20 protein-coding genes are annotated in these 23,536 nt (G+C 73.9%); 8 read left to right on the plus strand and 12 right to left on the minus strand.

Annotation, left to right across the window (positions count from 1 at the left end):
- Positions 1 to 37 precede the first annotated feature (37 nt).
- Positions 38 to 646, plus strand: coding sequence for an acyltransferase (locus ABTZ54_RS21565; RefSeq protein WP_351665586.1), 609 nt, complete (start codon positions 38 to 40; stop codon positions 644 to 646).
- Here the strand turns inward: ABTZ54_RS21565 and ABTZ54_RS21570 are convergent.
- The gene (locus ABTZ54_RS21570; protein WP_351665588.1) at positions 621 to 1,268 is read right to left on the minus strand and encodes a YveK family protein; all 648 of its coding nucleotides are present in this window, start codon (positions 1,266 to 1,268) and stop codon (positions 621 to 623) included. The genes ABTZ54_RS21565 and ABTZ54_RS21570 overlap by 26 nt on opposite strands.
- A gap of 56 nt (positions 1,269 to 1,324) precedes the next feature.
- Here ABTZ54_RS21570 and ABTZ54_RS21575 point away from each other — a divergent pair, with 56 nt between their 5' ends.
- Both ABTZ54_RS21575 and ABTZ54_RS21580 read left to right on the plus strand, forming a co-directional pair.
- Entirely contained in the window at positions 1,325 to 3,349 is a 2,025-nt protein-coding gene (locus tag ABTZ54_RS21575; protein WP_351665590.1) for an O-antigen ligase family protein, read from the plus strand.
- On the plus strand, positions 3,349 to 4,293 hold the full coding sequence (locus ABTZ54_RS21580) for a glycosyltransferase family 2 protein (RefSeq protein WP_351665592.1): 945 nt from the start codon (positions 3,349 to 3,351) through the stop codon (positions 4,291 to 4,293). The genes ABTZ54_RS21575 and ABTZ54_RS21580 overlap by 1 nt, the downstream gene beginning before the upstream one ends.
- Here ABTZ54_RS21580 and ABTZ54_RS21585 read toward each other — a convergent pair.
- The 9 genes from ABTZ54_RS21585 to ABTZ54_RS21625 all read right to left on the minus strand — a co-directional run bounded on the left by ABTZ54_RS21585 (position 4,278) and on the right by ABTZ54_RS21625 (position 13,719).
- Entirely contained in the window at positions 4,278 to 5,072 is a 795-nt protein-coding gene (locus tag ABTZ54_RS21585) for a glycosyltransferase family 2 protein (protein ID WP_351665594.1), read from the minus strand. The two genes, ABTZ54_RS21580 and ABTZ54_RS21585, sit on opposite strands and share 16 nt — an antisense overlap.
- A complete protein-coding gene (locus tag ABTZ54_RS21590) occupies positions 5,072 to 5,734 on the minus strand; it encodes a class I SAM-dependent methyltransferase (protein WP_351665596.1) in 663 nt (220 codons plus the stop codon). Before ABTZ54_RS21590 ends, ABTZ54_RS21585 begins: the two co-directional genes overlap by 1 nt.
- 108 nt (positions 5,735 to 5,842) lie before the next feature.
- The gene (locus tag ABTZ54_RS21595; protein WP_351665598.1) at positions 5,843 to 6,889 is read right to left on the minus strand and encodes a right-handed parallel beta-helix repeat-containing protein; all 1,047 of its coding nucleotides are present in this window, start codon (positions 6,887 to 6,889) and stop codon (positions 5,843 to 5,845) included.
- Between the two features lies 1 nt (position 6,890).
- Positions 6,891 to 8,447, minus strand: coding sequence for an oligosaccharide flippase family protein (locus ABTZ54_RS21600; protein ID WP_351665600.1), 1,557 nt, complete (start codon positions 8,445 to 8,447; stop codon positions 6,891 to 6,893).
- Between the two features lie 16 nt (positions 8,448 to 8,463).
- Positions 8,464 to 9,267, minus strand: coding sequence for a YveK family protein (locus ABTZ54_RS21605; RefSeq protein ID WP_351665602.1), 804 nt, complete (start codon positions 9,265 to 9,267; stop codon positions 8,464 to 8,466).
- Positions 9,268 to 9,378: 111 nt separating this feature from the next.
- Entirely contained in the window at positions 9,379 to 10,509 is a 1,131-nt protein-coding gene (wecB, locus tag ABTZ54_RS21610) for a non-hydrolyzing UDP-N-acetylglucosamine 2-epimerase (protein WP_351665604.1), read from the minus strand.
- 5 nt (positions 10,510 to 10,514) lie between these two features.
- On the minus strand, positions 10,515 to 11,771 hold the full coding sequence (locus tag ABTZ54_RS21615; protein WP_351665606.1) for a nucleotide sugar dehydrogenase: 1,257 nt from the start codon (positions 11,769 to 11,771) through the stop codon (positions 10,515 to 10,517).
- Positions 11,771 to 12,547, minus strand: coding sequence for a WecB/TagA/CpsF family glycosyltransferase (locus ABTZ54_RS21620; RefSeq protein ID WP_351665608.1), 777 nt, complete (start codon positions 12,545 to 12,547; stop codon positions 11,771 to 11,773). Before ABTZ54_RS21620 ends, ABTZ54_RS21615 begins: the two co-directional genes overlap by 1 nt.
- 23 nt (positions 12,548 to 12,570) lie before the next feature.
- Positions 12,571 to 13,719 carry a hypothetical protein gene (locus ABTZ54_RS21625; RefSeq protein WP_351665610.1) on the minus strand — a complete coding sequence of 383 codons (1,149 nt, stop codon included), beginning with the start codon at positions 13,717 to 13,719 and terminating at the stop codon, positions 12,571 to 12,573.
- A gap of 532 nt (positions 13,720 to 14,251) precedes the next feature.
- Between ABTZ54_RS21625 and ABTZ54_RS21630 the strand changes: the two genes are divergently transcribed.
- The gene (locus ABTZ54_RS21630) at positions 14,252 to 15,586 is read left to right on the plus strand and encodes an MFS transporter (protein WP_351665810.1); all 1,335 of its coding nucleotides are present in this window, start codon (positions 14,252 to 14,254) and stop codon (positions 15,584 to 15,586) included.
- Positions 15,583 to 16,617 (plus strand): TolB family protein, encoded by a 1,035-nt coding sequence (locus ABTZ54_RS21635; RefSeq protein ID WP_351665612.1) that lies wholly within the window; start codon positions 15,583 to 15,585, stop codon positions 16,615 to 16,617. The genes ABTZ54_RS21630 and ABTZ54_RS21635 overlap by 4 nt, the downstream gene beginning before the upstream one ends.
- A 28-nt stretch (positions 16,618 to 16,645) precedes the next feature.
- Here ABTZ54_RS21635 and ABTZ54_RS21640 read toward each other — a convergent pair whose 3' ends face one another.
- Complete coding sequence (locus ABTZ54_RS21640; RefSeq protein ID WP_351665614.1) at positions 16,646 to 17,107, minus strand: RrF2 family transcriptional regulator; 462 nt, start codon at positions 17,105 to 17,107, stop codon at positions 16,646 to 16,648.
- A 241-nt stretch (positions 17,108 to 17,348) separates the two neighbouring features.
- Here ABTZ54_RS21640 and ABTZ54_RS21645 point away from each other — a divergent pair, with 241 nt between their 5' ends.
- From ABTZ54_RS21645 to ABTZ54_RS21655, 3 genes are all read left to right on the plus strand, one after another.
- Positions 17,349 to 20,033 carry an FAD/NAD(P)-binding protein gene (locus tag ABTZ54_RS21645; protein ID WP_502997292.1) on the plus strand — a complete coding sequence of 895 codons (2,685 nt, stop codon included), beginning with the start codon at positions 17,349 to 17,351 and terminating at the stop codon, positions 20,031 to 20,033.
- Between the two features lie 80 nt (positions 20,034 to 20,113).
- Complete coding sequence (locus ABTZ54_RS21650; RefSeq protein WP_351665616.1) at positions 20,114 to 20,935, plus strand: SDR family NAD(P)-dependent oxidoreductase; 822 nt, start codon at positions 20,114 to 20,116, stop codon at positions 20,933 to 20,935.
- Between the two features lie 31 nt (positions 20,936 to 20,966).
- The gene (locus tag ABTZ54_RS21655; protein WP_351665618.1) at positions 20,967 to 22,007 is read left to right on the plus strand and encodes a bile acid:sodium symporter family protein; all 1,041 of its coding nucleotides are present in this window, start codon (positions 20,967 to 20,969) and stop codon (positions 22,005 to 22,007) included.
- Here ABTZ54_RS21655 and ABTZ54_RS21660 read toward each other — a convergent pair.
- Positions 22,004 to 23,371 carry a cryptochrome/photolyase family protein gene (locus tag ABTZ54_RS21660; RefSeq protein ID WP_351665620.1) on the minus strand — a complete coding sequence of 456 codons (1,368 nt, stop codon included), beginning with the start codon at positions 23,369 to 23,371 and terminating at the stop codon, positions 22,004 to 22,006. The two genes, ABTZ54_RS21655 and ABTZ54_RS21660, sit on opposite strands and share 4 nt — an antisense overlap.
- Positions 23,372 to 23,536: the final 165 nt, after the last annotated feature.

Raw genomic sequence — 23,536 nt, forward strand, 5'->3', positions numbered from 1 at the left:
CCTCCCCACCCCTCTCCATGGAACGAAAGGCACATCCGTGAACTACCGCGTCCAGCCCACCGCCCAGGTCGACGAGAAGGCCGTCGTCGGCGCGGGCAGCAGTGTGTGGGAGCTCGCCCAGATCCGCGAGGACGCCCGGCTCGGCGAGAACTGCGTGGTGGGGCGCGGCGCGTACGTCGGCCCCGGGGTCGTCGTCGGGGACAACTGCAAGCTGCAGAACTACGCCCTGGTCTACGAGCCGGCCGTGCTCGGGGACGGCGTCTTCGTCGGCCCGTCTGTGGTCCTCACCAACGACCACAACCCGCGCGCGGTGGACCCGGACGGGAAGCTGAAGCGGGGCGGCGACTGGGAGCCGGTCGCCGTCGTCATCGGCGACGGCGCGGCCGTCGGCGCCCGCTCGGTGTGCGTGGCGCCGGTGCGCATCGGGCGCTGGGCGCTGGTGGCGGCCGGTTCGGTGGTCACCTCGGACGTCCCCGACTTCGCCCTGGTGATGGGCGTCCCGGCCCGGCGGGCGGGCTGGGTCGGCAAGGCCGGTGTCCGGCTGGTCGAGGAGCCGGGCACGCCCGGCCTGTGGCGGTGCCCGGAGACGGGCGAGCACTACGAGGAGCGGGACGGGCTGCTCACGGAGTCCGGTGCGGCGCGCTGAGCCGCCGTCCGCGCCGCGCCACGGCGGCCCGCTCGATCCACAGCGCCGCCATCACCCCGGCCAGGGTGCCGAGCGCGCCCACGCCCGCCACGGCGCGGGTGCGGTTGGGGGGCAGCGCGACGGTGCCGGGGCGGTTGACCAGGTCGACGGTGAGCAGGGTGGCGGCCGGCACGTGCTGAGCTGCCTGGAGGGCGTTGAGGTGTTTCCCGTACACGCCGATGATCAACTGGACCTGGCGGTCGGCCTCTTCGGGCCGGGTCTGCTCCGACTCGATCTGGAGGGTGGGGATCGAGTAGTACGGGGTGGCGCTGGTGCCGCTGTTGCGGGGCGTGATGCGGTAGGTGCCGCGCACTCCGGCGTCCCTCAGTTCGGCGCGGCCCTCGGGCGACTGGAGCTGCTGGACCACGGCGTAGGACACCAGGGCCAGCGAGGGCTGGAGGTTGGTGAGCTGGTTGGGCTGGTTGCCGGTCCGCGGCGGCTTCACCACCAGCACCGCCGAGCTCTGGCAGCGCGGTGCGGGCCGCAGGGCCGGGTAGCAGGCGACGCCGGTGAGGAGCATGGCGAGGACCAGGACGTACCAGCGGCGCAGCAGCACGCGGGCCAGTCCTTCGGGAGTCAGCACGTCTCTTTCCATCAGCGTCGATACTGGCACCACGAAGAGGAACCGGGGGAGGGTTCGTGAGCATCGCCGAGATCTGCCGTGTCCTGGCGGGGCGTTGGTACGTGATGGTGCCGCTGACCCTGCTCAGTCTGCTGGCGGGCGGCTACCTGTACACGACGGTGCCGGTGACCTACGAGTCGCAGAGTCAGCTCGCGCTGCTCAACTCCAGCAAGGTGGCCAAGCCCGCGCCCAGTTACGGCAACCCGCTGGCGTACGCGAGCGGTTCGCTGATCGGCACGGCCGATGTGCTGATCCGCGCGCTCCAGTCGCAGGAGACGGCGCGTTTACTCCAAGGCCGTGGGATCACCGACGAGTACGGCGTGGACTTCGCCGCCCAGGCGGAGGGGCCGCTGCTCACCCTGACGGTCAAGGGCGAGGACAAGGCCAAGGTCCTTGAGGAGACCCGGAAGATCACGGACTACGCCTCGGAGCAGCTCCGGCTGCTCCAGGAACAGGCCCGGGTGCCCGACGGCTACTACGTCAGGTCGGCGGGGATCGTGCCGCCGCAGAAGCCGGTCTCGCAGCCCAAGTCGCGCTACCAGAAGGTGGCCGCCGTCGTCGTCTTCGGCATCACGGGCGCCTTCCTGCTGTCCTTCGTGATCGAGACCTGGGCGGCGGCCCGCCGCCGCACCCGCGGTCTGCCCGAGCCGGAAGCCCCGGTGGCGCCCCGGCCCGGCGCGGGCCGCCTGCGGACCCTGCTGACCCGGCCGCTGGACGCCACGGCGGTACTCACCGGCTATCTGTCGCTGGCCCTGTTCCTGCCGTCGAACCTGGCCCTGCCGGCCCTCGGCGGCGCCGGTACCCCTGCGAACGTCTTCGCGCTCCTTGGCCTGTTCTGGTTCCTGGCGACCTGGTGCATGGGCCGGATCGCGCCCGCGCCGGGGACCCGCACCATGCGCACGGTGATGCTGCTGCTCGGGGTCGCGGTGCTGCTCTCGTACGTCGCCAACCAGGACCGGATCAGCTCGCAGAAGGAGATACTGGCCGCCGACCGTGGGCTGATCGTGCTCCTCGTGTGGGTGTCGCTGGTGGTGCTGACGACGGCCGGGATCCAGGACCGGGCGCGGCTCGACGTGCTGATGCGGCGGCTCGTGGTGATGGGCTCGATCGTCGCGCTGCTGGGCCTGTACGACTTCTTCACCGGCACCAACATCGCCGACTCGCTCCGCATCCCGGGTCTGAACTCCAGCGTGGCCAACGTGGCCGTGCTCGACCGGGGTTCGTTCACCCGGCCGCGCTCTCTGACCGCCCATCCGCTGGAGTTCAGCGGGCTGCTCGCCATCCTGGTGCCGTTCGCCATCGCCCAGGCCTTCGACCCGGTGCGGGCCCATCTGCCCGCGTGGAAGCGCTGGGCGCCGGTGGTGCTGCTCGGCGGCGGGCTGCCGCTGACCGTGTCGCGGACCTCGATCATCGGTCTGCTGGTGGTCGTCCTGATCATGGTGCCGCGCTGGAAGCCGCAGCGGCGGTGGGCGGCGATCGGCATCCTGTTCGGCGCGGTGGCGGTGTTCAAGGTCCTGGTGCCGGGGCTCATCGGCACCATCACCACGCTGTTCTCGGGCAGCCTGAACAACGCCGACAGCAGCACCCAGGCCCGTACCATCAAGTACCCCAAGATCGCAGAGTACTTCGCCCAGGACCCGGTCTTCGGCCGGGGCTTCGGCACCTTCACACCCGAGCGCTACTTCTTCACCGACAACCAGTACCTGCTGACCCTGGCGGAGCTGGGCGCGCTCGGTGTCCTGGTGCTGCTGGTCCTGGGTCTCACCGGGGTGCACAACGGCGGCGCGATCCGCCGGCTCGCCCGGCACGAGGCGGACCGCGAGCTCGGCCAGGCCTTCTTCGCCTCCGCGCTGGTCGCCCTGGTGATCAGCGCCACCTTCGACACCCTGAGCTTCCCCGCGTTCGCCGGCGTCTTCTTCCTGCTCCTGGGCCTGGGGGGCAGCTGCCTGGGCTTCGTCCGGCGCGAGGCGGCGGCGGCCGAGCGGGCCGAGCGGCCGCCGCACCCCCGTAAGCCCGACTCGACGCACCTCGTGGAGATCTGATGCACCATCAGCCGAAGGACGCGGGCCCGGTCGCCGTCGTCGTCGTGACCTGGAACAGCGCGGACGTGCTGCCCGGCTTCCTGGACTCGCTCCCGGCCGGGCTCGCGGGCCTGGACTGGCGGCTCGTCGTCGCGGACAACGACTCCTCGGACGACACCGTCGCCGTGGTCCGCAAGCACGCCCCCGAGGCCACCGTCGTCGAGACCGGCCGCAACGGCGGCTACTCCTTCGGGATCAACGCGGCCCTGCGCGCCGCGGCCGCCTGGGAGGGCGGCTTCGGCCCGGTGCTGATCTGCAACCCGGACGTCCGCATGGCCGAGGGCTGCGCGGCGACCCTCGTCGGGGCGCTCGGCGAGCGTCTCGCGGACGGCTCCCGGGTCGGCGTCGCCGTGCCGCTGCTGCACGAGGAGGACGGGCGCCTCATCCACTCGCTGCGCCGGGAGTCCAGCGTGACCCGGGCGCTCGGCGAGGCCGTCCTCGGCAACCGCAGGGCCGGGCGCTTCCCCCGCTGGAGCGAGCTGGTCACGGCGCCGTCCGCGTACGCGGCGCGGACCGAGGCGGACTGGGCGACCGGGGCACTGCTCGCGCTGTCCCCGGAGTGCGTGGCGGTCTGCGGCCCCTGGGACGAGTCCTTCTTCCTCTACTCCGAGGAGACGGAGTACTGCCTGCGCGCCCGGGACCTCGGGCTGCGCACCCGCCTGGAGCCGGGGGCCCGCGCCACCCACCTGGGCGGCGACTCCCGGGTCTCGCCCCGGCTGTGGTCGCTGCTCGTGGTCAACCGGGTGCGGCTCTTCCGGCGCCGCCACGGCCTGCCGGCGACGGTGGCGTTCCGCTCGGCGGTGCTGCTGCGGGAGGCGTCCCGGGCGGCGCTGGGGCGGGCGCCGGCCCGGGCGGCGGTGCGCGCCCTGCTCGGCGCGCCCCGCTCCCCTCACCAGGACGTGTAGAAGCTGCCCGGGTTGACCAGGTACCGCACCGTGGGCCGGGCCAGGTGCGCCACGCGGTGGCCGCGGCTGTAGCGGCGGATCAGCTCCCAGTCCTCCCGGGGCAGCACCTCGGGGGTGCGCCGCAGGCGGCTGAAGCGCAGGGCCGGGGCGCGCCGGGCGACGAAGGCGTTGGTGTCGAGGAAGGCCTCGTGGGCGGCCCTGCGCCGGTCGAACGGCACCGACAGGACGTCCATGTCGGTGCCGTCCGGCCGTACCCTGCGCAGCGCCGTGTAGACGCCGTCGGGCCCGCCGGGGGCGGCCAGGGCGCCGAGCGCCTCCTGGAGGTGCTCGGGTTCCCAGAGGTTGTCGTCGTCGAGGAAGGCGACGTACCGCGAGGCGGTGAGCCGGATCCCGACGTTGCGCACGACCCCGGCCACGCCGGTGTTACGGCTGAGCGAGACGGCGAAGAGCCGTGGGTCCGCCGGGAGTTCGGGAAGGCCCGCGCCGTCGTCCACCACGATGACGACCTGGTCCCGTACGGACTGGTCCAGGGCCGAGCGGACGGCCCGCAGCAGCGCCTCGGGCCGCCGGTGGGTGGCGATGACCGTGGCGACCTCGGCCGTGGGCCGCCGGCCGAGGACCCGGGCGAGCCGGGCGGTCTCGGCGTCCTCGAAGCGGCGCAGCCGCACGGCGCCGGGCGCCAGCAGGACCTTGTTGCGGAGCTCGTACAGGACCAGCCAGCCGAAGAGCCGCTTGAGCAGCTCCCACGGCCCCCTGAGCACCCGGCGCGCCAGACCCATCAGACCCGGGTACGGACGGCCGTCAGCGACTTCGTGAGCCCCGCGACCCGTTCGCTGAGGATCACCGAGCGGGGGAAGAGGTAGCTCATCTCGGCACGGGTGAGCAGCTCGATGTTGATGACCGCGTCCATGCCCTCCTCGGGCGTGGCGGGGCGGCTGTGGGTGAGCGGCCAGTGCCGGACCAGCTTGGCCTGGGCGGCCAGCGGCAGGAACTGGAAGCCGGGGGCGAGGAAGTGCGGCTCCACCGGGAAGTAGCGGTAGGGCGTCTGGACCCAGTGCAGCGGGGCGAGTTGCTCGATCGCGGCGACGAAGCGGCGACGCTGGCTGGGGCCGCCGACGTGCTCGATGGTCGAGTTGGAGACCACCAGATCGAACTCCCCGAGCCTGCCGGGGACTTCCGGGTCGGTGACGTCGGCGTTCTCGGCGGTGATCCAGTCGGGCAGCTCGGCCGGGTGCGCCTCCAGGTTCACCAGGTGGACCTGCTTGGGGCGGAGCGGGGAGCGCGTCCAGTTCGAGGCGGTGCCGCCCAGGTCGACGACGCGCATGTCGGCGATGCCGGGGAAGCAGTTGCGGAACCGCTCCCAGCGGGCCGCACGGAACCGTTCGCCGAGCGAGTCGGGCGCGTCGACGAAACGATTGCGGAGGGCGCGGAGGCCGGACATCGCATCAACCACCTGATGGTCGTGGAAAGGGTGGGGTCAGGCCCAACCCTAAGCGGAGAGTGGGTATTTATCAGCAGATCCGCCGACCTCGTCGGGGTGCGGTCCGGCTCACTCCGGGGCCGGTACGACGGGGGTGCCGTCGGCCATCCGGTTGCCGCGCCAGACGTTGCCCGGGCCGGCGGCGTTCCAGTAGGCGACAGCGCCGTAGCGCCCGCCCGACGGGTAGATCTCGGGCGAGAAGACGTTGTCGGTGACCTCGATGGAGCTGGAGTCCTTGCCGCCCGCGTAGAGCGAATAGGCGCCGCCCGCCAGCCAGTTGGAGTCGACGACGGTGTGGGTGACCGGGGCCGCGTCGGCGAACAGGCCGATGGCGGCCGAGGCGCCCTGGTCGACGGGGGTCGCGTTGATCAGGGTGTTGTGCCGGATGATCAGCTTGCCCTTGCCGCCGCCGTTGCTGATCACGGCGTTGGTGTGCTGCCACTGGCCGTCGAGGTTCTTGTACGGGACGATCCCGTGCACGTAGTTGTCGTGCAGGTTGCCCTGGCCCATGGAGAGGGCGTCGCCGAAGCCGGAGATGTCGCAGTGGCCGACCTCGACCGAGCTGGTACTCATGTTGGAGACCGCGTAGTCCGAGCCGCCGTTGTTGGGGCCCTGGCCGGGGACGGCGGTGATCGTGGTGTGCAGGATCCGCAGCCCCGAGAAGCCCGGACGCAGGTTGATCCCCCACCAGTTGGTGGAGGTGACCCGGCTGTCGATCACCGTCACGTTGTTGGCGTAGATGTCGAGCGAGCCGGTGATGTCCCAGCCGCTGATGACCGTGCCGTCGGTGCGGATGCTCGCGTTCCCGGTGCTCTGCGGTGTGAGCGTCGCCACCCGCGGCCCGGTGGTGCTCGCGTCGGGGAAGCCGCACGCCCGGGGGTTCGCGCAGCCCTTCGGGGCGCGCGGCTTGCCGTCCGAGGGCACGGCGGACCGTGAAGGACCGCCGGAGCTCCCGCCGGAGGCGGTGATGGCCCGGGAGTCGCAGAGCGCGGCGCCGCCCAGGCAGACCGCCGTACCGCCGATCCCGGTGAAGGTGAGCAGGGAGAAGAGCAGGACGGCGGTCAGCAGCGCCGCTCCGAGGAGCTTGCGGCGGCCGGTTCGGGCCAGGGGACTCACCTCATCGTTCGTGTGCCGGGGCGGCCGGCTGCTTCTGCTCCGGTACGGCGGGGGCGGCGGGGGCGGTGCCCTCCGCCGGCTCCGCCGGGGCGCGGCGGGAGCGCGCGAGCGCGCCGCGCACCAGTCTGCGGCCGGGCAGCACGCACAGCGCGTAGGCCACGAGCCCGATGACACACGTGGCGGACAGGGCCCAGGGCCCCTCCCCCAGCTCCCGGCGCAGCAGCACCAGGACGGCGGCCATGAGGGCGCCGCCGAGGACCGGCCGGACGCAGACCCGGACGACGGCCCGGGTGGCGATGCCGCCGCGCCGCAGGGCGAGCAGGAAGGCCGGGAGCACGACGGCGCCCGCGACCAGGACGTGCCCGGCGGCGACCGACTCGATGCCCCCGGCGCGGGCGGCGAGGACGAGCACGGGGACCAGGGCGACCAGCCAGAGCCCCTGGATGAGCAGGAGCGAGCGGCGCCGGCCGATCGCGACGAGACAGTCGTACGTGAGCTCCGCGGCGATCCTGGCGAGGCCGAGGGCCATCAGCCAGGGCAGCGCCTCGGCGGCGGGGAGCCACTTGGCGCCGTAGACGAGCTCCACGGCGGGTCCGGCGAGCGCGCCGAGCAGGACGCAGGCGGGGACGGTGGCGGTCATCAGGAGGCCCAGGGCGCTGCCGAAGCCCTGGGAGAGCGCCTTGGGGTCGTCGGCCAGCCGGGAGAAGCCCGCGAAGGAGACCCGGCGGGCGGTCTCGGAGATGACCCGCACGGGCCAGCCGGCCATGTTGAAGGCGAGCATGTAGAAGCCGAGCGAGACATTGCCGAGGACCGCGCCGACGATCATGGCGTCCGCGTTGACCACGGCGAGCGCGAGCATGCTGGCGCCCGCGAGCGGCAGGCCGAACCGGAGCAGCGCCCGGGCCTGTGCGGGGTCCCAGCCGAAGCGGAGCATGCCGGGGGCGGCGACGGCGCAGCCGGCCAGGGCGACCACGTTGCCCGCGACGGCGCCGCAGGCGAAGCTCATGGCGCCCCAGCCGTGCAGGGCGAGGCCCAGGGTCACCGAGGTGCTGACGACGAAGTTGAGCGCGTCGATGACCATTCGGCGGCCCTGGGCGAACTCACGGGTGAGGACGCCCGCCGGGACCTGGGAGAGGCCGTCGAGCACGAGGCAGACGCACATCACCCGCAGGACCGCGGTGGCCTCGGTGGAGCCGAGGAGCGCGGCGACGGCGGGCGCGGCGGCGAACAGGCTGAGGTAGAGCAGGCCGCTGGAGACCGCGCTGAGGGTGAGGACGGTCGGCGCGAACCGACGTACGTCCCCCTCCCAGCGCACGATGGCCAGCGTGACGCCGAGTTCGTTGGCGGAGAGCAGGACCATGAGGACGGTCTGCGCGACGCCGTACACGCCCCAGGCGGCCGGATCGAGGACGTAGCGCACGAGGACGATGCCGGTGGCGAAGTTGCCGAGCCGCATCACCATGGTGTTGATGAGGCTCCACCGGGTCGCCGAGCGGACCTTGGTCCCCAGGGACGTCTGGTCGCCGGGGCCGGGGGGCGCGGCGGGCGCGGTTTCCATCGGGTAGGGCTCCTCGTCACTTCACCCAGGACGGCGGGCGTTTGGCGGGGCGGTGCTCGGAGGTGGGCTGGATGGGCAGCTGCATGGTGGGCTGGTCGAGCGGCTGGGCGACGGAGCGCTCGGGCGCGACCTCGGGGTCGACGAGCGGTCCGGGCCGCTCGGGCGCGGCCTCGGCGGGCTCCACCGGCTCGGCGCTCTCGGTCTGGCGGTGCTTCGCCGGGGCGTCGTGCCGGCGCCGGGCCTCCACGAAGAAGGTGGCGACGAGGCTGAGGACGAAGCCGAGTCCGGCGGCCATGATCAGGTACTGGACCTTGGACTTCATCTTGGCCTGCGGGTCCTGCGGCGGCACGATCGTGGTCAGCCGGATCATGGAGTCCGGCTCGACCTTCTGGTCGGCCTGGAGGTCCTTCAGCCGCTGGGCGGTGTACTCCATGAGCGTCTTGTTGGCCTTGAGCACGGCGTCCGGGTCGTCACCGGTCACGGTCAGCCAGAGCAGCGGCCCCTGGGCGTTGTCCGCGATCTTCGCCTCGTACTTCTCGGTGAGTCCCTTCTCCTTCAGGTCGGCGACCGAGACGTCGGAGTTGACGTTGCGGGCGAGGCTGTCGGCCATGCCCGTCAGCGAGGGCTCCATGCTCAGGAAGGGGTTGCCGTCGGCCGCCGCCCCCTTGCGGGAGTTGAGCAGCGCGACGGTGCTCTGCGACTCGTACGAGGTGGGCACGAGGAGCCACGCCCCGACGGTCAGGCCCGCCGTGAGCAGCAGGCCGGGCACGAGGACGTACCACCGCCTGCACATGACCCGGAAGATCTCTGCGAGGTCCATGGCGTTCCCCCTTGCGCCCCCGATGTGGCGACTGCTCAACTGCCGTACCGCTCAAGAGGATAGGTGGGATCGCGACAGGTTGTGACCCCTTCGCGATCACCACGTCAGGGGTCAACGGAGGTCGGTGGGCCGGAGGCGGTCGCCCGCGGCCCCTCCTTCCAGCAGGACGCGTGCGATCCGCTTCCCGGCGTGCCCGTCCCACAGCGCGGGGCGGCGGGGCGGCGGGGGGTCCTCCAGGAGGCGTACGGCGGTGGCCAGAATCCGCTGTGGATCGCGGCCCGCGAGGACGTTGGTGCCCTCGTCGACCGTGATCGGGCGCTCGGTGTTCTCCCGCAGGGTCACACAGGGCACCCCGAGCGCGGTGGTCTCCTCCTGGACGCCGCCGGAGTCGGTGAGGACGATCCGCGCCCCGGCCTGGAGGGCGATGAAGTCCAGGTATCCGGCGGGCGGGACGAGCCGGATGCCGCCGGGCACGCCGAGGGCGTTCAGCTTCTCGGCCGCCCTGGGGTGCACGGGCAGCACGAGCGGGCAGTGCGCGGCGACCTCGCCGAGGCCCTTGAGGAGCCCGGCGAGGACCTCGGGGTCGTCGACGTTGGCCGGCCGGTGCAGGGTGACCAGGCCGTACGCGCCGGGGGCGACGCCGTGCCGGGCGAGGGCGTCGGTGGCGAGGGCCCGCTCGCGGTTGGCGAACAGCGTGTCGATCATGACGTTGCCGACGACATGGATCTGGTCGTCGTGGTAGCCCTCGGCCCGCAGGTTCTCGGCGGCGTCCTCCGAGGGGGCGAGGAGGTAGTCGCTGATCCGGTCGGTGGCGACCCGGTTGACCTCCTCGGGCATCGACCAGTCGCGGCTGCGCAGCCCGGCCTCCACGTGGGCGAGCAGCGGGCCCGCCTTGGCGGTGACCAGGGCGCAGGCCAGGGTGGAGTTGACGTCGCCGACCACCACGACGAGGTCGGGGGCCAGCTCCGTCAGGAGCGGTTCGAACTCGGCCATGACCTTGCCGGTCTGCACGGCGTGGCTGCCGGAGCCGACGCCGAGGAAGCGGTCGGGCGGGCGCAGGCCGAGGTCGCGGAAGAAGACGTCGTTCATGGCCGGGTCGTAGTGCTGTCCGGTGTGGACGAGGAACACCTCGGCGCCCTCGGCCTCCAGGGCGTCCATCACCGGCTTGATCTTCATGTAGTTGGGGCGCGCGCCGGCGACGCAGACGACCCTCTTGCGCTTGCTGTCGTTCATGACGGTCATGCGGTTCAGAGCACCTCGATCCTGGATCCGCTCAGCCGGCGCCGGCAGTCGAGCACGTAGTCGGCGTGGGCCTCGACCAGGCCGTAGTCGAAGGCGTCGTGGTCGGTGAGGAGCACGACCGCGTCGGCGGCCTCCAGCTCCTCCTTGGTGAGGTCGACCCGGACGAGCCGGTTGTCGACCCGGTGGCCCTCGACGACGTGCGGGTCGGCCGCGCGGACCTCCGCGCCCATGTCGAGCAGGAGCTGGGAGATGCGCAGCGCGGGCGACTCGCGGGCGTCGCCGGTGTTCTTCTTGTAGGCGAGCCCGAGCAGCAGGATCCGCGAGCCGTTCACCGCCCGCTTGCGGGTGTTGAAGGCGTTGACCAGGCGCCGGGTCACGTAGTCCGGCATGTGGTTGTTGATGTCGTTGGCGAGTTCGACGAAGCGGAAGCTCTGGCCGAGTTCGCGCTGCACGTGCCACGAGAGGTACGAGGGGTCGATGGGCAGGCAGTGGCCGCCGACGCCGGGCCCGGGGGTGAAGCGCATGAAGCCGAAGGGCTTGCTGGAGGCGGCGTCGATGGCCTGCCACACATCGATGTCGAGGTGCCGGGCGAACATCGCTATCTCGTTGACCAGCGCGATGTTGACGTGCCGGAAGGTGTTCTCCAGGAGTTTGGCGAGTTCGGCCTCCTTGGGCGAGCTCACCGCCACCGTCGTCTCGACGAGTCCGTCGTAGAACTTCCGGACGGCCTTGAGGGAGGCCTTGTCCACTCCGGAGACCACCTTGGGCGTCTGCTCGAAGCCCCAGACCGGGTTGCCCGGGTCGATGCGCTCCGGGCTGTAGCCGAGGTGGAAGTCGGCTCCGGCGACGAGTCCCGAGCCCTCTTCGAGGAGCGGGCCGAACAGCTCCTGGGTGGTGCCGGGGTAGGTGGTCGACTCCAGGACGACGGTGGCGCCGGGGCGCAGATAGCGGGCCAGGTCCCGGGCCGACTCCTCGATGTAGCGGAGGTCGGGGGTGCCCTCGTGCAGCGGCGTCGGCACGGTGACGACGGCGACGTCGAAGCCGCCGCAGTCGCGCACGGCGTCGCTCGCCCGGTAGCTGCCCGCCTCCAGCGCGGCCCGCAGCCGCTCGGAGGAGACGTCCTCGACGTACGACTCGCCCGCGGCGAGGCTCTTGACCCGCTCGGTGTCCACGTCGTAGCCGATCACCTCGTGACCGGCCTCGGCGGCCCGGATGGCGAGCGGCAGGCCGACATAGCCCTGTCCAACCACGACGACGCGCATCATGACTCCCTGCTGGCGGTGCTGACCGGGGTGACCTGGGTGGGGCGCAGCATCTCCCGGCCCGTCATCAGGGCGAAGGAGACGTTGGTGGTGAGGTAGCGGCGGCCGAGCCTGCGCGGCTCCTGGAGGGCCCGGTAGAGCCACTCGAAGCCGAGCCGCTGCCAGCGTTCGGGGGCCCGTCGGGTGACTCCGGCGAGGACGTCGAAGGAGCCGCCGACGCCGTGCACGAGCGCCACCTTGCTGCGCTCGCCGTAACCGGCGGTGAAGATCTCCTTCTTGGGGGAGGTCATCCCGAGGAACAGCATGTGGGCGCCGCTCTCGGCGATCGCGTCGGCGATGGCGGGCTGGTCGGCGTCGTCGAAGTAGCCGTGCCGGCTGCCCGCCACCCGCAGACCGGGGAAGCGGACGGCGACCCGGCGCAGCATCTCGTCGAGGACGGGCTGCTTCGCGCCGAGGAAGTAGACGGAGAGTCCGGCGGCCTCGGCCTCGCCGAGCAGCCGGGTGAACAGGTCGATCCCGGCGACCCGTTCGGGCAGCGGACGGCGCAGCAGGCGGCCCGCCCAGACGACGGCCTGCCCGTCGGCGAGCACGAGGTCGCAGCCGGAGACGGCGCGGGCGAGGTCCGGGTCGCGCCGCATGTTGACCAGTTTGGCGGCGTTCACCACCCCGATCTCCAGGCGCTCTCCGGCCCGTACGGCGGCGAGGCAGTGGGCGACGGTCTCGTCCATGGTGAGCGCGTCGAGCCGTACGCCGAAAAGTGTTTGACGCTTCGTCATGTTCCGGCTGTGCGGGTCCGGGGTCATCTCGCGATCCCTCCCAGCCAGGCGAAGAGCATCCAGCCGAACTCGTACGGGCGGCACTCGCGGTCCACCGCCGTCGGCCGGAACACCCCGTCGAGCGGGCCGAGCCGCAGGCCCGGGGCGACCCGGGTGGTCAGCCCGCGGGCGGCGCGCACGGCCTTCTTCGGGTCGCCCCGGTACACCTTGCGCCAGGTCACGCCGAGTTCGTCGAGGATCATCGGCTCGGAGGCGCCGGCGGCGGCGAGTTCGGGCACGTCGGTCATCCAGCGCAGGCCGGTGCGGATCGCCTCGCCGAAGTCGGTGCCCCCGGCCTCGGCCAGGTCGAGGAGGGCGGTCGGGGCCATGGCGTGCTGGTGCACGCTGTAGACCGGGTAGCCCTCGACGACGGTGCCGCGGCGGGCGTCGTAGTGCCACCACCACTGGCCGCCGTCGCCCTGGAGGGCGCAGATGCGGGTCGCGCAGGCGTCGGCGGCGGCGAGCGCCTCCGGGTCGTCGCCGCTCGCGTGGGCGCGGGCCAGCGCCTGGAGCGGGTACGTCTGGTCGGCGAAGCAGCCGATGTGGGCGCGGTACCAGGGGTTGAGCCCGGGCCCCGTGGCGTGCGGGAAGAGCGGGCTGGTGCCGATCCGGGCCTTCAGGAGCCGGTCGCGGGCGCTCTTGAGCCGGTCCTCGACGTCGAGCGTGGCGCGGGCGGCGGCGAGCGCGGACAGCACCCAGGCGGCCTCGACGGTGTACTGGGGGCGGCCGGGCTCGTCCAGGGCGGTGACCCGGTCGAGGGCGTCGGACAGCTTGGGGTGGCCGGTCTCGGCGGCGGCCCAGGCGATCAGGGCGGCGTCGCCGAGGTTGCGCACCCCGGGCAGCCGCTCGATCAGCTCGCCCGCGAACTCCTCGGCGGTGTGGCCGCCGAGGACCGCGCGCTGCCGGTCGAGGGGCAGGAAGCGGGCGCCGAGCGCGGTGATGGCGGCGTAGCGGATGCTGGTGCCGCGCTGTTCGAGGCGGACCGAGCCGTCGTCGGCGCGATGGCCGGCGCGGGTGAAGACGAAGCCGGTCCCCTCCGGCAGGAGCATGGCGGGGAGTCCCCGCTCGGCCACCGCGAGCAGGCGGGTGGCGAGGTCGTGGAGCGGCCGGTCCGCTCCGGCGAGCTCCGTCATCCGTGAACTGCGTGGACTGTCGGGTGTGTTGGCAGGACGATCGGACACACCCACCCCCCTCGGGTCGGTTCGGATCAGGGCGCTGATCCGGATCGGCTGGCTGTCGGCGCGCTTGCGAAGGCGCGTACGCGTGTGGTCTCGGTGGTGGCGTGGGTGACCGGCACCGGCGCACGACGGATTCGCGGCACCCTGGTGGGATGCCGCACCTGCGCGTCGGCGCGTGTGGCCTCTACTCGGCGGCTCCCCTAGCCGCGACGAACATGACGATGAGAACAGTCGGCCCTCAAGCGACGGCGCTTCGGTCGACTGCCGGTGGAACCCCCCACGGACACCCCCTGCGCACAACGCGAACGTCGTGCTCAACTCGCAGCGTACAACGGGAAGATAGGCCTACAACACGGTGTCGATGAGGCCTTTCGAGGAATTGGTCGCAAGCAGTCGCTAAGCCGCACCGATCCCGCCTAACTCCCGGGCGGGCAGCGGTTACAGTGGGCGCGCGATCACCCGCTCACGGCAGTTGGGGTCCTTGACTGTGTATCTGGCCGACCGTTCCGCACCGCAGGGGGCGAGCTCCGCGCAGGACCGTCTGCGGGGCACGGCCCGGGCGGTCTCCCCGACCGTCCTTGCCCTCGGCACGGTCAGTCTGGTCACCGACGTCTCCACCGAGATGGTCACGGCGGTGCTGCCGCTGTACCTGGTCATGGGCCTCGGGCTCAGCCCGCTCGGCTTCGGCGTGCTCGACGGGGTCCAGAACGGGGTGAGCGCCCTGGTCCAGCTGACCGGCGGCCATCTCGCCGACCGGGTGCGGAACCACAAGCTGATCGCGGGGCTCGGCTACGGCCTGTCGGCGCTGGTGAAGCCGCTGCTCCTGGTGCACCACCTCGGCGCGCTGGGTGTCGCCCTGGCCCTGGACCGTACCGGCAAGGGGCTGCGCACCGCGCCGCGCGACGCGCTGATCTCGCTGTCGGTGCCGCCGGAGCGCCAGGGCCGGGCCTTCGGCCTGCACCGGGCGATGGACACCACGGGGGCGCTGCTCGGACCGATCGCCGCGTTCCTGATCCTGGGCGTGGCGGCGGGCGGTTACGACGCGGTGTTCGCGGTGAGCGGCTGCGTGGCGGCGCTCGGGGTGCTGATCCTGCTGCTCTTCGTACCGAGCGGGAAGAGCGCCGCGCGCGCCGGGGACTCACAGGGCGCCGGGACCGCCACCGGGACCGCCCCCGCCACTGGGGCCGCTCCGGCTCCCGCTCCCGACGAACGGCCCGACCTGCGGGCCGCGTTCGGACTGCTGCGGGGCCGTCGGCTGCGGAGGCTCTTCGGCTGCGCGGTGCTGCTCGGCCTGACCACCGTGAGCGACGCGTTCCTCTATCTGCTGCTGCAACGCCGTACGGGGGTGGCGGAGCAATTGTTCCCGTTGCTGCCGCTGGGCACGGCCGCGGTGTTCCTGCTGCTCGCCGTGCCGGCCGGGCGGCTCGCGGACCGGATCGGGCGCCGGACGGTGTTCCTCGCCGGGCACGCCGGACTGCTCCTCGGCTACGCGCTGCTGCTGTGGGCGCCCGCCACCCCCGCGCTGCCGTACCTGGTGCTCGCCCTGCACGGCGCGTTCTACGCCGCCACCGACGGCGTGCTGCCCGCGGCCGTCGCCGCGGTGGTGCCGGAGCGGCTGCGGGCCAGCGGCATCGCCCTGGTCGGCTCCGGTCAGGCGCTGGCCCGCTTCTGCTGTTCCCTGGCCTTCGGCGCCGTGTGGGCCGCGTGGGGCGACGGCCCCGCGCTCGCCTCGGCCGCCGTCGGCCTCGCCTGCTGCGCCGCCGTCGCCGGTGTCGTGCTGCGCCCGGCAGGAGAGCCACGACCGACGGGAGAACCACGATGACCCTCACCCCGCTGCGCCGTCTGCTGATCCTCGCCGCCGGGGTGCTGGTCCTCGTCGGCGTCGGCGCCTGGTCGGTGCTGTCGGCCGCCGACCGGGCGGCCGAGGAGAACAAGCCCCGGGCGGGCGGGCCGGTGTTCACGGACGGGAAGGTGAGCCTGACCGAGCCGGGCCGGCTGGTCTTCCGCAACATGGCCACGGGCCCCCGGCGCGACCGGCTCGTCTCCGTCCCGTCCGGCACCGCCGCCGGGGCCACCCGCACCGCGTCGGACGTCTCCTGCCTGCGCTTCCACGCGGCCGCAGGCACCGGCGTCTGCCTCCAGGCCACCACCGCCCTGGGGCGGCCCGCGTACCGGGCCCAGATCCTGGACTCCGGGCTGCGCACCCTGCGGACGTACCCCCTCGCGGGCATCCCGAGCCGTGCCCGGGTCTCCCCCAGCGGCCGGCTGGCCGCCTGGACGGTGTTCGTGAAGGGCGAGTCGTACGGCAGCGCGTTCTTCTCCACCCGGACGTCGATCCTCGACACCCGTGGCTGGAAACTGACCCCGAATCTGGAGGAGTTCGCGATCACCCTGAACGGGGGCCCCTACCGCAACAGCGACGTCAACTTCTGGGGCGTCACCTTCGCGGGCGACGACGACACCTTCTACGCCACCTTGAGTACCCGCGAGAAGACGTATCTCGTACGCGGCTCACTCGCCGCCCGCAGCGTCACCAGCCTGGCGGAGAACGTGGAGTGCCCCTCGCTCTCCCCGGACGGCACCCGTGTCGCGTACAAGAAGCGGGTGCTCGGCACGGCGGCCCTGTGGCGCGAGCACGTCATGGACCTGCGCACCCTGAAGTCGACCGCGCTCGCCGAGCGCCGCAGCGTCGACGACCAGGCCGCCTGGCTCGACGACCGTACCCTCGCCTACGCGCTGCCCGCGGAGGGCCGGACCGGCGTCGACGACGTGTGGACGGTCCCGGCCGACGGGACGGGCGCCCCGCGGATCCTCCTGTCGGACGCGCAGGCGCCGCCGCGCGCGACGGGCTGAGCGACCCGCCGTACCTAGGGACAGGCCCCTACGGATACGTCCGCACGTCGTCGGTGTACTCGCGCGCCCGTTCCCGTACGAGCTCGGGCAGGGTCCCCGCGGCCAGGTCGGCGAGGGTCGTGCCCTCCAGGACCTGCCGCAGGCTCGCCCGTACGGCCCGCCACACGTCCGGCATCGGAGCGGCGGCACCCTGGTATTCGAGGCCCGTCAGCTTCAGGTCGCGGACGCTGACGAGCGGGCCGTCCATGGCCCGGATGACGTCGGCGACGGTGATCTCCCCGGGCGGCCGGGTGAGCGCGTAGCCACCGTCGGGGCCGCGCACGCTGGAGACGAGACGGGCCTGCCGCAGGTCGCTGAGCACCACGAAGAGAAAGCGGACGGGGATGTCCTGGCGGGTGGCGATGTCCTCCGCCTTGAGCGGCCGGTCCTGGTCGCCGGCCAGCTCCGCCATGGCCCGGATGGCGTAGTCCGTTCGCGCTGAGATCCTCACGTACTCAATGTCTCACGCCGCGCGGAGGCGTCGCCGACGCGGCCGGCCGCTGGACGTCAACGAAGCACCCCCGACACGCGGTTGTCCGGAAGCCGCATTGCGACTCCACTTTGTTCATCGACATAGTGAACTTCATCCGCGCAGTGTTGCGCCCGACCCGGAGGTGCCCGAAGTGTCCGTGGTGTCCGCTCCCTCGCCCGAGTCCCCCACGCCCATCGCGTCCGGGCGTCCGCGCCCCACCATCGCGGTCGTCGGCGCGGGCGCGGCCGGCGCGCTCGTCGCCGTCCAGTTGTGCGAGGCCGCGGCCCGGCGGCGCACCCCGCTCGACCTGGTCCTCATCGACCCGGCGGCGGAGGCGGGCCGGGGCGTCGCGTACTCCACCGAGGTCCCCGAGCACCGCCTCAACGTGCCGGTCGGCGGCATGAGCTGCTACCCGGACGACCCCGGCCACTTCCGCCGCTGGCTCTGCCGGCACGGCGAATCCACCGTCACGGCGGCGGACTTCGCCTCCCGCTACCGCTACGGCTCCTACCTCGCCGACACGCTCGGCCGCGCGATCATCACGGCGCACGGCACGGTCTCCGTGCGGCGCCTGCGCACCCGGGCCACCGGCTGCGCCGAGACCTCCGGCGGCCGGGTCGAGCTGCGGCTCGCGGACGGCGGGACGGTGACCGCCGACAGCGTGGTGTTCGCCACCGGCCCGGCGGCGGGCCGCTCGGACTGGGCCCCGGAGGAGCTGCGCGGCTCCGACCGCTTCATCGCCCGCCCGTGGGCGCCCGGCGCGCTCGACGCCGTGGCCGACACCGACGACGTCCTGCTCGTCGGCACCGGGCTCACGGCAGTCGACCTCGCCCTCGTCCTCGACCGGCCCGGCCGCACCGTGCACGCCGTCTCCCGCACCGGCCTCCTGCCGCAGCCGCACGCGCTCGCCCCGCTCCAGGCCGTGCTGCCGCCCCGCGACCTCGCCGTGCTCCCCTTCGCCCGGCTCCGCCGTGAGGTGCTGCGGTACGTCGCCGAGACCCGCCGCACGCACGGCGACTGGCGGCCCGCCTTCGACGGCCTGCGGCCCTGGATCGGGCAGCTCTGGCAGGGACTCACCGACGACGAGCGGGCGGAGTTCCTCGGCCGCGACGCCACCCCCTGGAACACGCACCGGCACCGCATGGCCCCGTCCACCGCCGAGACCGTCGCCCGGGCGCGCGCCGCCCGCAGGCTGCGGATCCACTCCGGCCGGATCGCCTCCGCCGCTCCGCGCGAGGACGGCGGCCTCACCGTCGCGCTCGCCGACGACCGCGCGCTGCGGGTGGCCTGGGTGGTGGACTGTACGGGGCCCGGACTGCGGGCCGACGCGAGCGGCGACCCGCTGTGGACCGGGCTCCTGACCGACGGCCTCGCCGCCCCCGGGCCCCTGGGCATCGGGGTGGCCACCGACGGGGGCCGCCTCCTCGACGCGGCGGGGCGCGCGGAGCGCCCGCTGTTCACGCTGGGCGCGCCCCGGCGCGGCGAGCTGTGGGAGACGACCGCGATCCCGGAGCTCCGGACCCAGGCCAAGGAGGTCGCCGAGGCCGTCCTCGCCCCGTTCGCCGGCGCCCCGCGCCCGGTCCGCCGCAGGCCCACCGACCAGTTCGGGCTCCCGCTGTCCACCCACGCCGCCGCCGCGGCCTCGTTCCGGGGCGGGCTCGGCCGGGTGATCACCGTACGGGCGAAGGCGGCGGAGGCGTTCGCGCGCGCCACGGAGCTGGACCCCGGGTTCGCCCTCGGGCACGCGGCGCTGGCCCTGCTGGGGCACGAGTGCGGGGCCGAGGTCGACGTGGCCCGCGAACTCGCCGACGCCCAGCGCAGCGTGCGGGAGCGCGGGGACGAACGGGAGCGCTCGTTCGTGGAGATGGTCACCCGCCGGATCGAGACGCACGGGCCGGGGGCGAACGGGCCGGACGGTCCCGACGCGGGCGACCAGGCCCTCATCGCCCATCTGGACCGCTTCCCCGGCGACGCGTTCGCGCTCGCCGTCGCGGTCCCCACCATCGCCTTCTCCGGCGTCGGGGACATCGACGGCTCGCTGGCCCGGCGCCTGGTGGAGGGCACCGCGGACGCGTACGACGGGCACTGGTTCCACACCTCGCTGCTGTCCTTCGTCCGGCAGGAGCAGGGCCGGATCGAGGAGGCGGGCGAGCTCGCGCGGGCGGCGCTCGCGGCGGAGCCCGCCTCGGGCCACGCCGTGCACGCCCTCGCCCACGTCCACTACGAGTCGGGCGAGCACGCCACCGGCCGGGACTGGCTCGACGGCTGGATCGGCTCCCAGGGGCGCGGCGCCGTGCACCGGGCGCACTTCTCCTGGCACGTGGGGCTGCACGAACTCGCCCTCGACGACGCCGCCGCGGTGCGCCGCCGCTGGTACGCGCAGCTCGCCCCGGGCCAGGTGAACGGCGTGCGGGCGCTCGTCGACTCCGGCTCGCTGCTGTGGCGGGCCCGGATGGCGCAGAACTGGAGCGGCCGGGTGCCGGTCGACGGCGTCCTCGACGCGGTCGCCCGCGAGCTGGTCGAGCGCCCCTCGACCGCCTTCACCGCCCTGCACGGCGCCTTCGCCCTGACGGCCGCGGGCGACCTGCCCGCGCTGCGCCGGCTGCGGACCCACGCGGCGGGCGCGGACCAGGTGCAGCGGGAGGTCGTCGTCCCGCTGTGCAGCGCGCTGGAGGCCGTACTGGAGGAGGAGTGGAACACGGCGGTACGGGGCCTGCGCGAGCTGCTGCCCTCGCTGCGCCGGGTCGGCGGCAGCGCGGCGCAGCGCGAGGTCGTCGAGGAGACGCTGCTGTACGCCCTGGTGGAGGCGGGCCACCGCGACACCGCCCGCGACCTGCTCGAACAGCGCCTCGACCGGCGCGCCTCGCCGCTCGACCGGCGGCGGCTGGCGGGCCTGGGCGCCTGACGCCGGGTCACCCTCCCCTCCCGCCATAGGATCGGGTCCTCCGCCCGCGCGGGCGGGGAGGGCGACGGAGGGCCACGGGCATGACGGACCAGCGGGTGTACCTGGTGACCGGCGGCGGGACGGGCATCGGCGCCGCCACCGCCCGGCTGCTGCGCGGGGCGGGGCACCACGTGGTGGTCTCCGGCCGCCGCCCCGAGCCCCTGCGGCTCGTGGCGGCGGAGACCGGGGCGCTGCCCGTACCGTCCGACATCGCCGACCCCGAGGACGTCCGCACCCTCGTCGAGACGGCCGTCACCACGTACGGGCGGCTCGACGGGCTCGTGCTCAACGCCGGTGTCGGGCGCGGCGGAAGCGTGGGGTCGGTGACCCTGGAGGACTGGGAGGCGGTCATGCTGACCAACCTCACCGGCCCCTTCCACCTGCTGCGGGCCGCGCTCCCCCACCTCCTCGACGCGCGCGGCGCGGTGGTCGCGGTCGCCTCGGTCTCCGCCCTGCGCAACGGCGTCGGCAACGCCGCCTACGCCACCTCCAAGGCGGCGCTCCTCCAGCTCTGCCGCTCGCTCGCGGTCGACTACGCGGCGGCGGGCCTGCGCGCCAACCCGGTGTGCCCGAGCTGGGTGCGCACCGACATGGCGGACTGGCGCATGAGCCGCTTCGCGGAGGAGGCGGGCCTCGAAGGCGGCGGCGTCGACGCGGCGTACGAGGAGGTCACCCGCCCGCTGCCCGCCGGACGTCCGGCCGAGCCGCGCGAGGTCGCCGAGGCCGTCGCCTGGCTCCTGTCCCCCGCGGCCTCCTTCGTGAACGGCGCGACCCTCACGGTCGACGGCGGCGCGACCGCCCTGGACCCGGGCACGCTGGCCTTCGACTTCCGCATGGAGCGACGGGAGCCGCACGGCGCCTGACTCACGCTGTGTAGCCACTAAGCTCCTCCCTGTGATTCTCTCGCGGGTGCTGGCGTTCGCCCAGCGGCGGCTGCTGGGACTGATGCTGGGCTGCTACGCGCTGGCGGCCGTTCTCCCGGGACCCGGGGAGGCGTTGCGCGGGCTCGGCGCTCCCCTCCCCGGCGGGTCCCTGCGGATCACCCTGCCGACGGTGCTGCTGGCCCTGATGGTGTTCAACGCCGGGCTCGGCGTGCGGGTCGCGGACCTGCGGGCCGTGGCCCGGCGGCCGCTGCGTTCCGTGCTCGGGGTCGCCGCCAACGCGCTGCTGCCGCTCGCGGTCCTGCCGCTCGCCGCCCTCGTCGTGTCGCTGTGGCCCGACGCGGCGGAGGCCGAGGGCCTGGTCGTCGGGCTCATGCTGGTGCTGGCCATGCCGATCGCCGGCGGGGCGGCCTCCTGGGCGCAGATCGCGGGCGGCAACATGCCGCTGGTCGTGTCGACGGTCATCGGCTCGACCCTGCTCAGCCCCCTCACCGTCCCGGCCACCCTCTACGTGGCCGGCCGTGTCGTCGGGCCCGCCGGGATCGGCGCGCTCGACGACACGGCCACCATCGACGGCATCGCGCGGACCGGCGCAGGCACGTTCGCGATCGTCGCCGTGGTGCTGCCCTGCCTGGCCGGGATGGGCGCCCGGGCCGCGCTCGGCGAACCGGCGGTGCGCCGCGCGCTGCCCACGGTCAAGGCCGTGAACCTGCTGAACACCCTGCTGCTCTGCTACGTCAACGCGACCGGCGCCCTGGGCCGGGCCCTGGCCCACCCCGACCCGGACCTCCTCGTCATGGCGCCCTGCGCCGCCGCCGTGGTGTGCTTCCTCGGCTTCCGCTGCGGCCGCTGGGCCTCCGGCCGGACCCGCTGCGACCTGCCGGACTCGATCTCCCTCACCCTGGCCACCGGCATGAACAACAGCAGCGCGGCGGCCGCCCTCGCCGCCACCTGGTTCGCCCAGCGCCCCCAGGTGCTGCTGCCGATCCTGGCGTACAGCCTGTTCCAGAAGGTCGCGGCCCAGACGGCGGCCCGGCCACGAGGGCGGCGCTAGCCCCGGTCCTCCCGGAACCGCGCCAGGGCGTCGGAGAGGTCGACCAGCGGGTCCGGGTAGTCCAGGGAGGCGCGGTCGAGGCCGACGAGCCGCCAGGGCTCGTGGACGGCGGGCCCGTCGAGGCCGGCGAGCTCCGGGACCCAGCGCCGCACGTAGGCGCCGTCGGGGTCGTACCGCCGCCCCTGCCGCACCGGGTTGAGGACGCGGTTCGGCCTGGTGTCGGTGCCCGTGCCCGCCGCCCACTGCCAGTTGAGCTGGTTGTTCGCGACATCGCCGTCCACCAGCAGACCGAGGAAGTGGCGCGCCCCCTCCCGCCAGTCGACGCGGAGCGTCTTCGTCAGGAAGGACGCCGTGATCAGCCGCCCCCGGTTGTGCATCCAGCCCTCGTGGGCGAGTTGGCGCATGGCGGCGTCGACGACCGGGTAGCCGGTCAGACCCGCCCGCCAGGCGGCGAGGTCCGCTTCGGCGTCGGCGCCCCGCCGCCAGCGGTCCTGACGCGGCCGGTAGTCCTCGCTCGACGCCTCGGGGCGCGCGGCGAGCACCTGATGGTGGAAGTCGCGCCAGCACAGTTGCCGTACGAACGCGTCGGCCCCCGGCCCGCCCCGCTGGCGCGCCCGGTGCACCGCCTCGGTCGCGGAGACGGCGCCGAAGTGGAGGTACGGCGAGAGGCGGGACGTGACGTCGCCCGCCAGGTCGTCGTGGCGCTCCTCGTACGCGTCGACGTGGGCGGCGAGCCAGGAGGCGAGCCGCCTGCGCCCCTCGCTCTCGCCTCCGACGGCCAGCGCGGGCGACACGTCCCCGACGGCGGAACGCCGTGGGAGGGGCGCGGACCGCACGTCCGAGGGCACCCGGAGCGCCTTCGGGGCGGGCAGGGGCGCCCGCACCGGCTCGGCGGACCAGCGCCGGTGGTACGGCGTGAAGACGGCGAAGTGGTCGGAGCCCTGCGGGAGGACGTCGCCGGGCGGCACGACGGTGACGACGCCGTCGTGCACGGACAGCCGGCGGCCGTCGCCCTCCAGCGCCGCGCGCAGCCGCGCCTCCCTGGCCCGGGCGAAGGCGGTCACCCCCGCGGCCATGTGCACCTCGTCGGCCCCGGTCCGCCGCACCAGGGCGAGCACCTCGGCCGCGGTGTCGCCCTCGCGCAGCACGAGACGCCCGCCGCAGTGGGCGAGGCCCCGGTCCAGGTCGGCCAGGCAGTCCGCGAGGAAGGCGAGCCGATTGGGCGCGGCGAACCCCGCTCGGTCCACGGCCGGGTCGCGAACGAAGACCGGGACGACCTCCCGCGCCCCCGCGGCCGCGGCCCGGAGCGGTGGATGGTCGTGGACCCGGAGGTCGGAGGTGTACAGAACGACGGAGACGGTCAACGCGCCCTCCCTGCTCGGCCGCCGCCCGCGAGCCCGCGAAGGGCGGCGTACCGATTGCACACGGCCGACTCCGCGTTTCCGCGCGACGCGCCCGGACTCTGCCTGAGAATGCGGGACATGGAGAGTTGGACGCCACCGGAGAGCGGCCCGTTCGTGGGACGGGAA

Source organism: Streptomyces sp. NPDC094032, assembly GCF_040303965.1.
GTDB lineage: Bacteria > Actinomycetota > Actinomycetes > Streptomycetales > Streptomycetaceae > Streptomyces.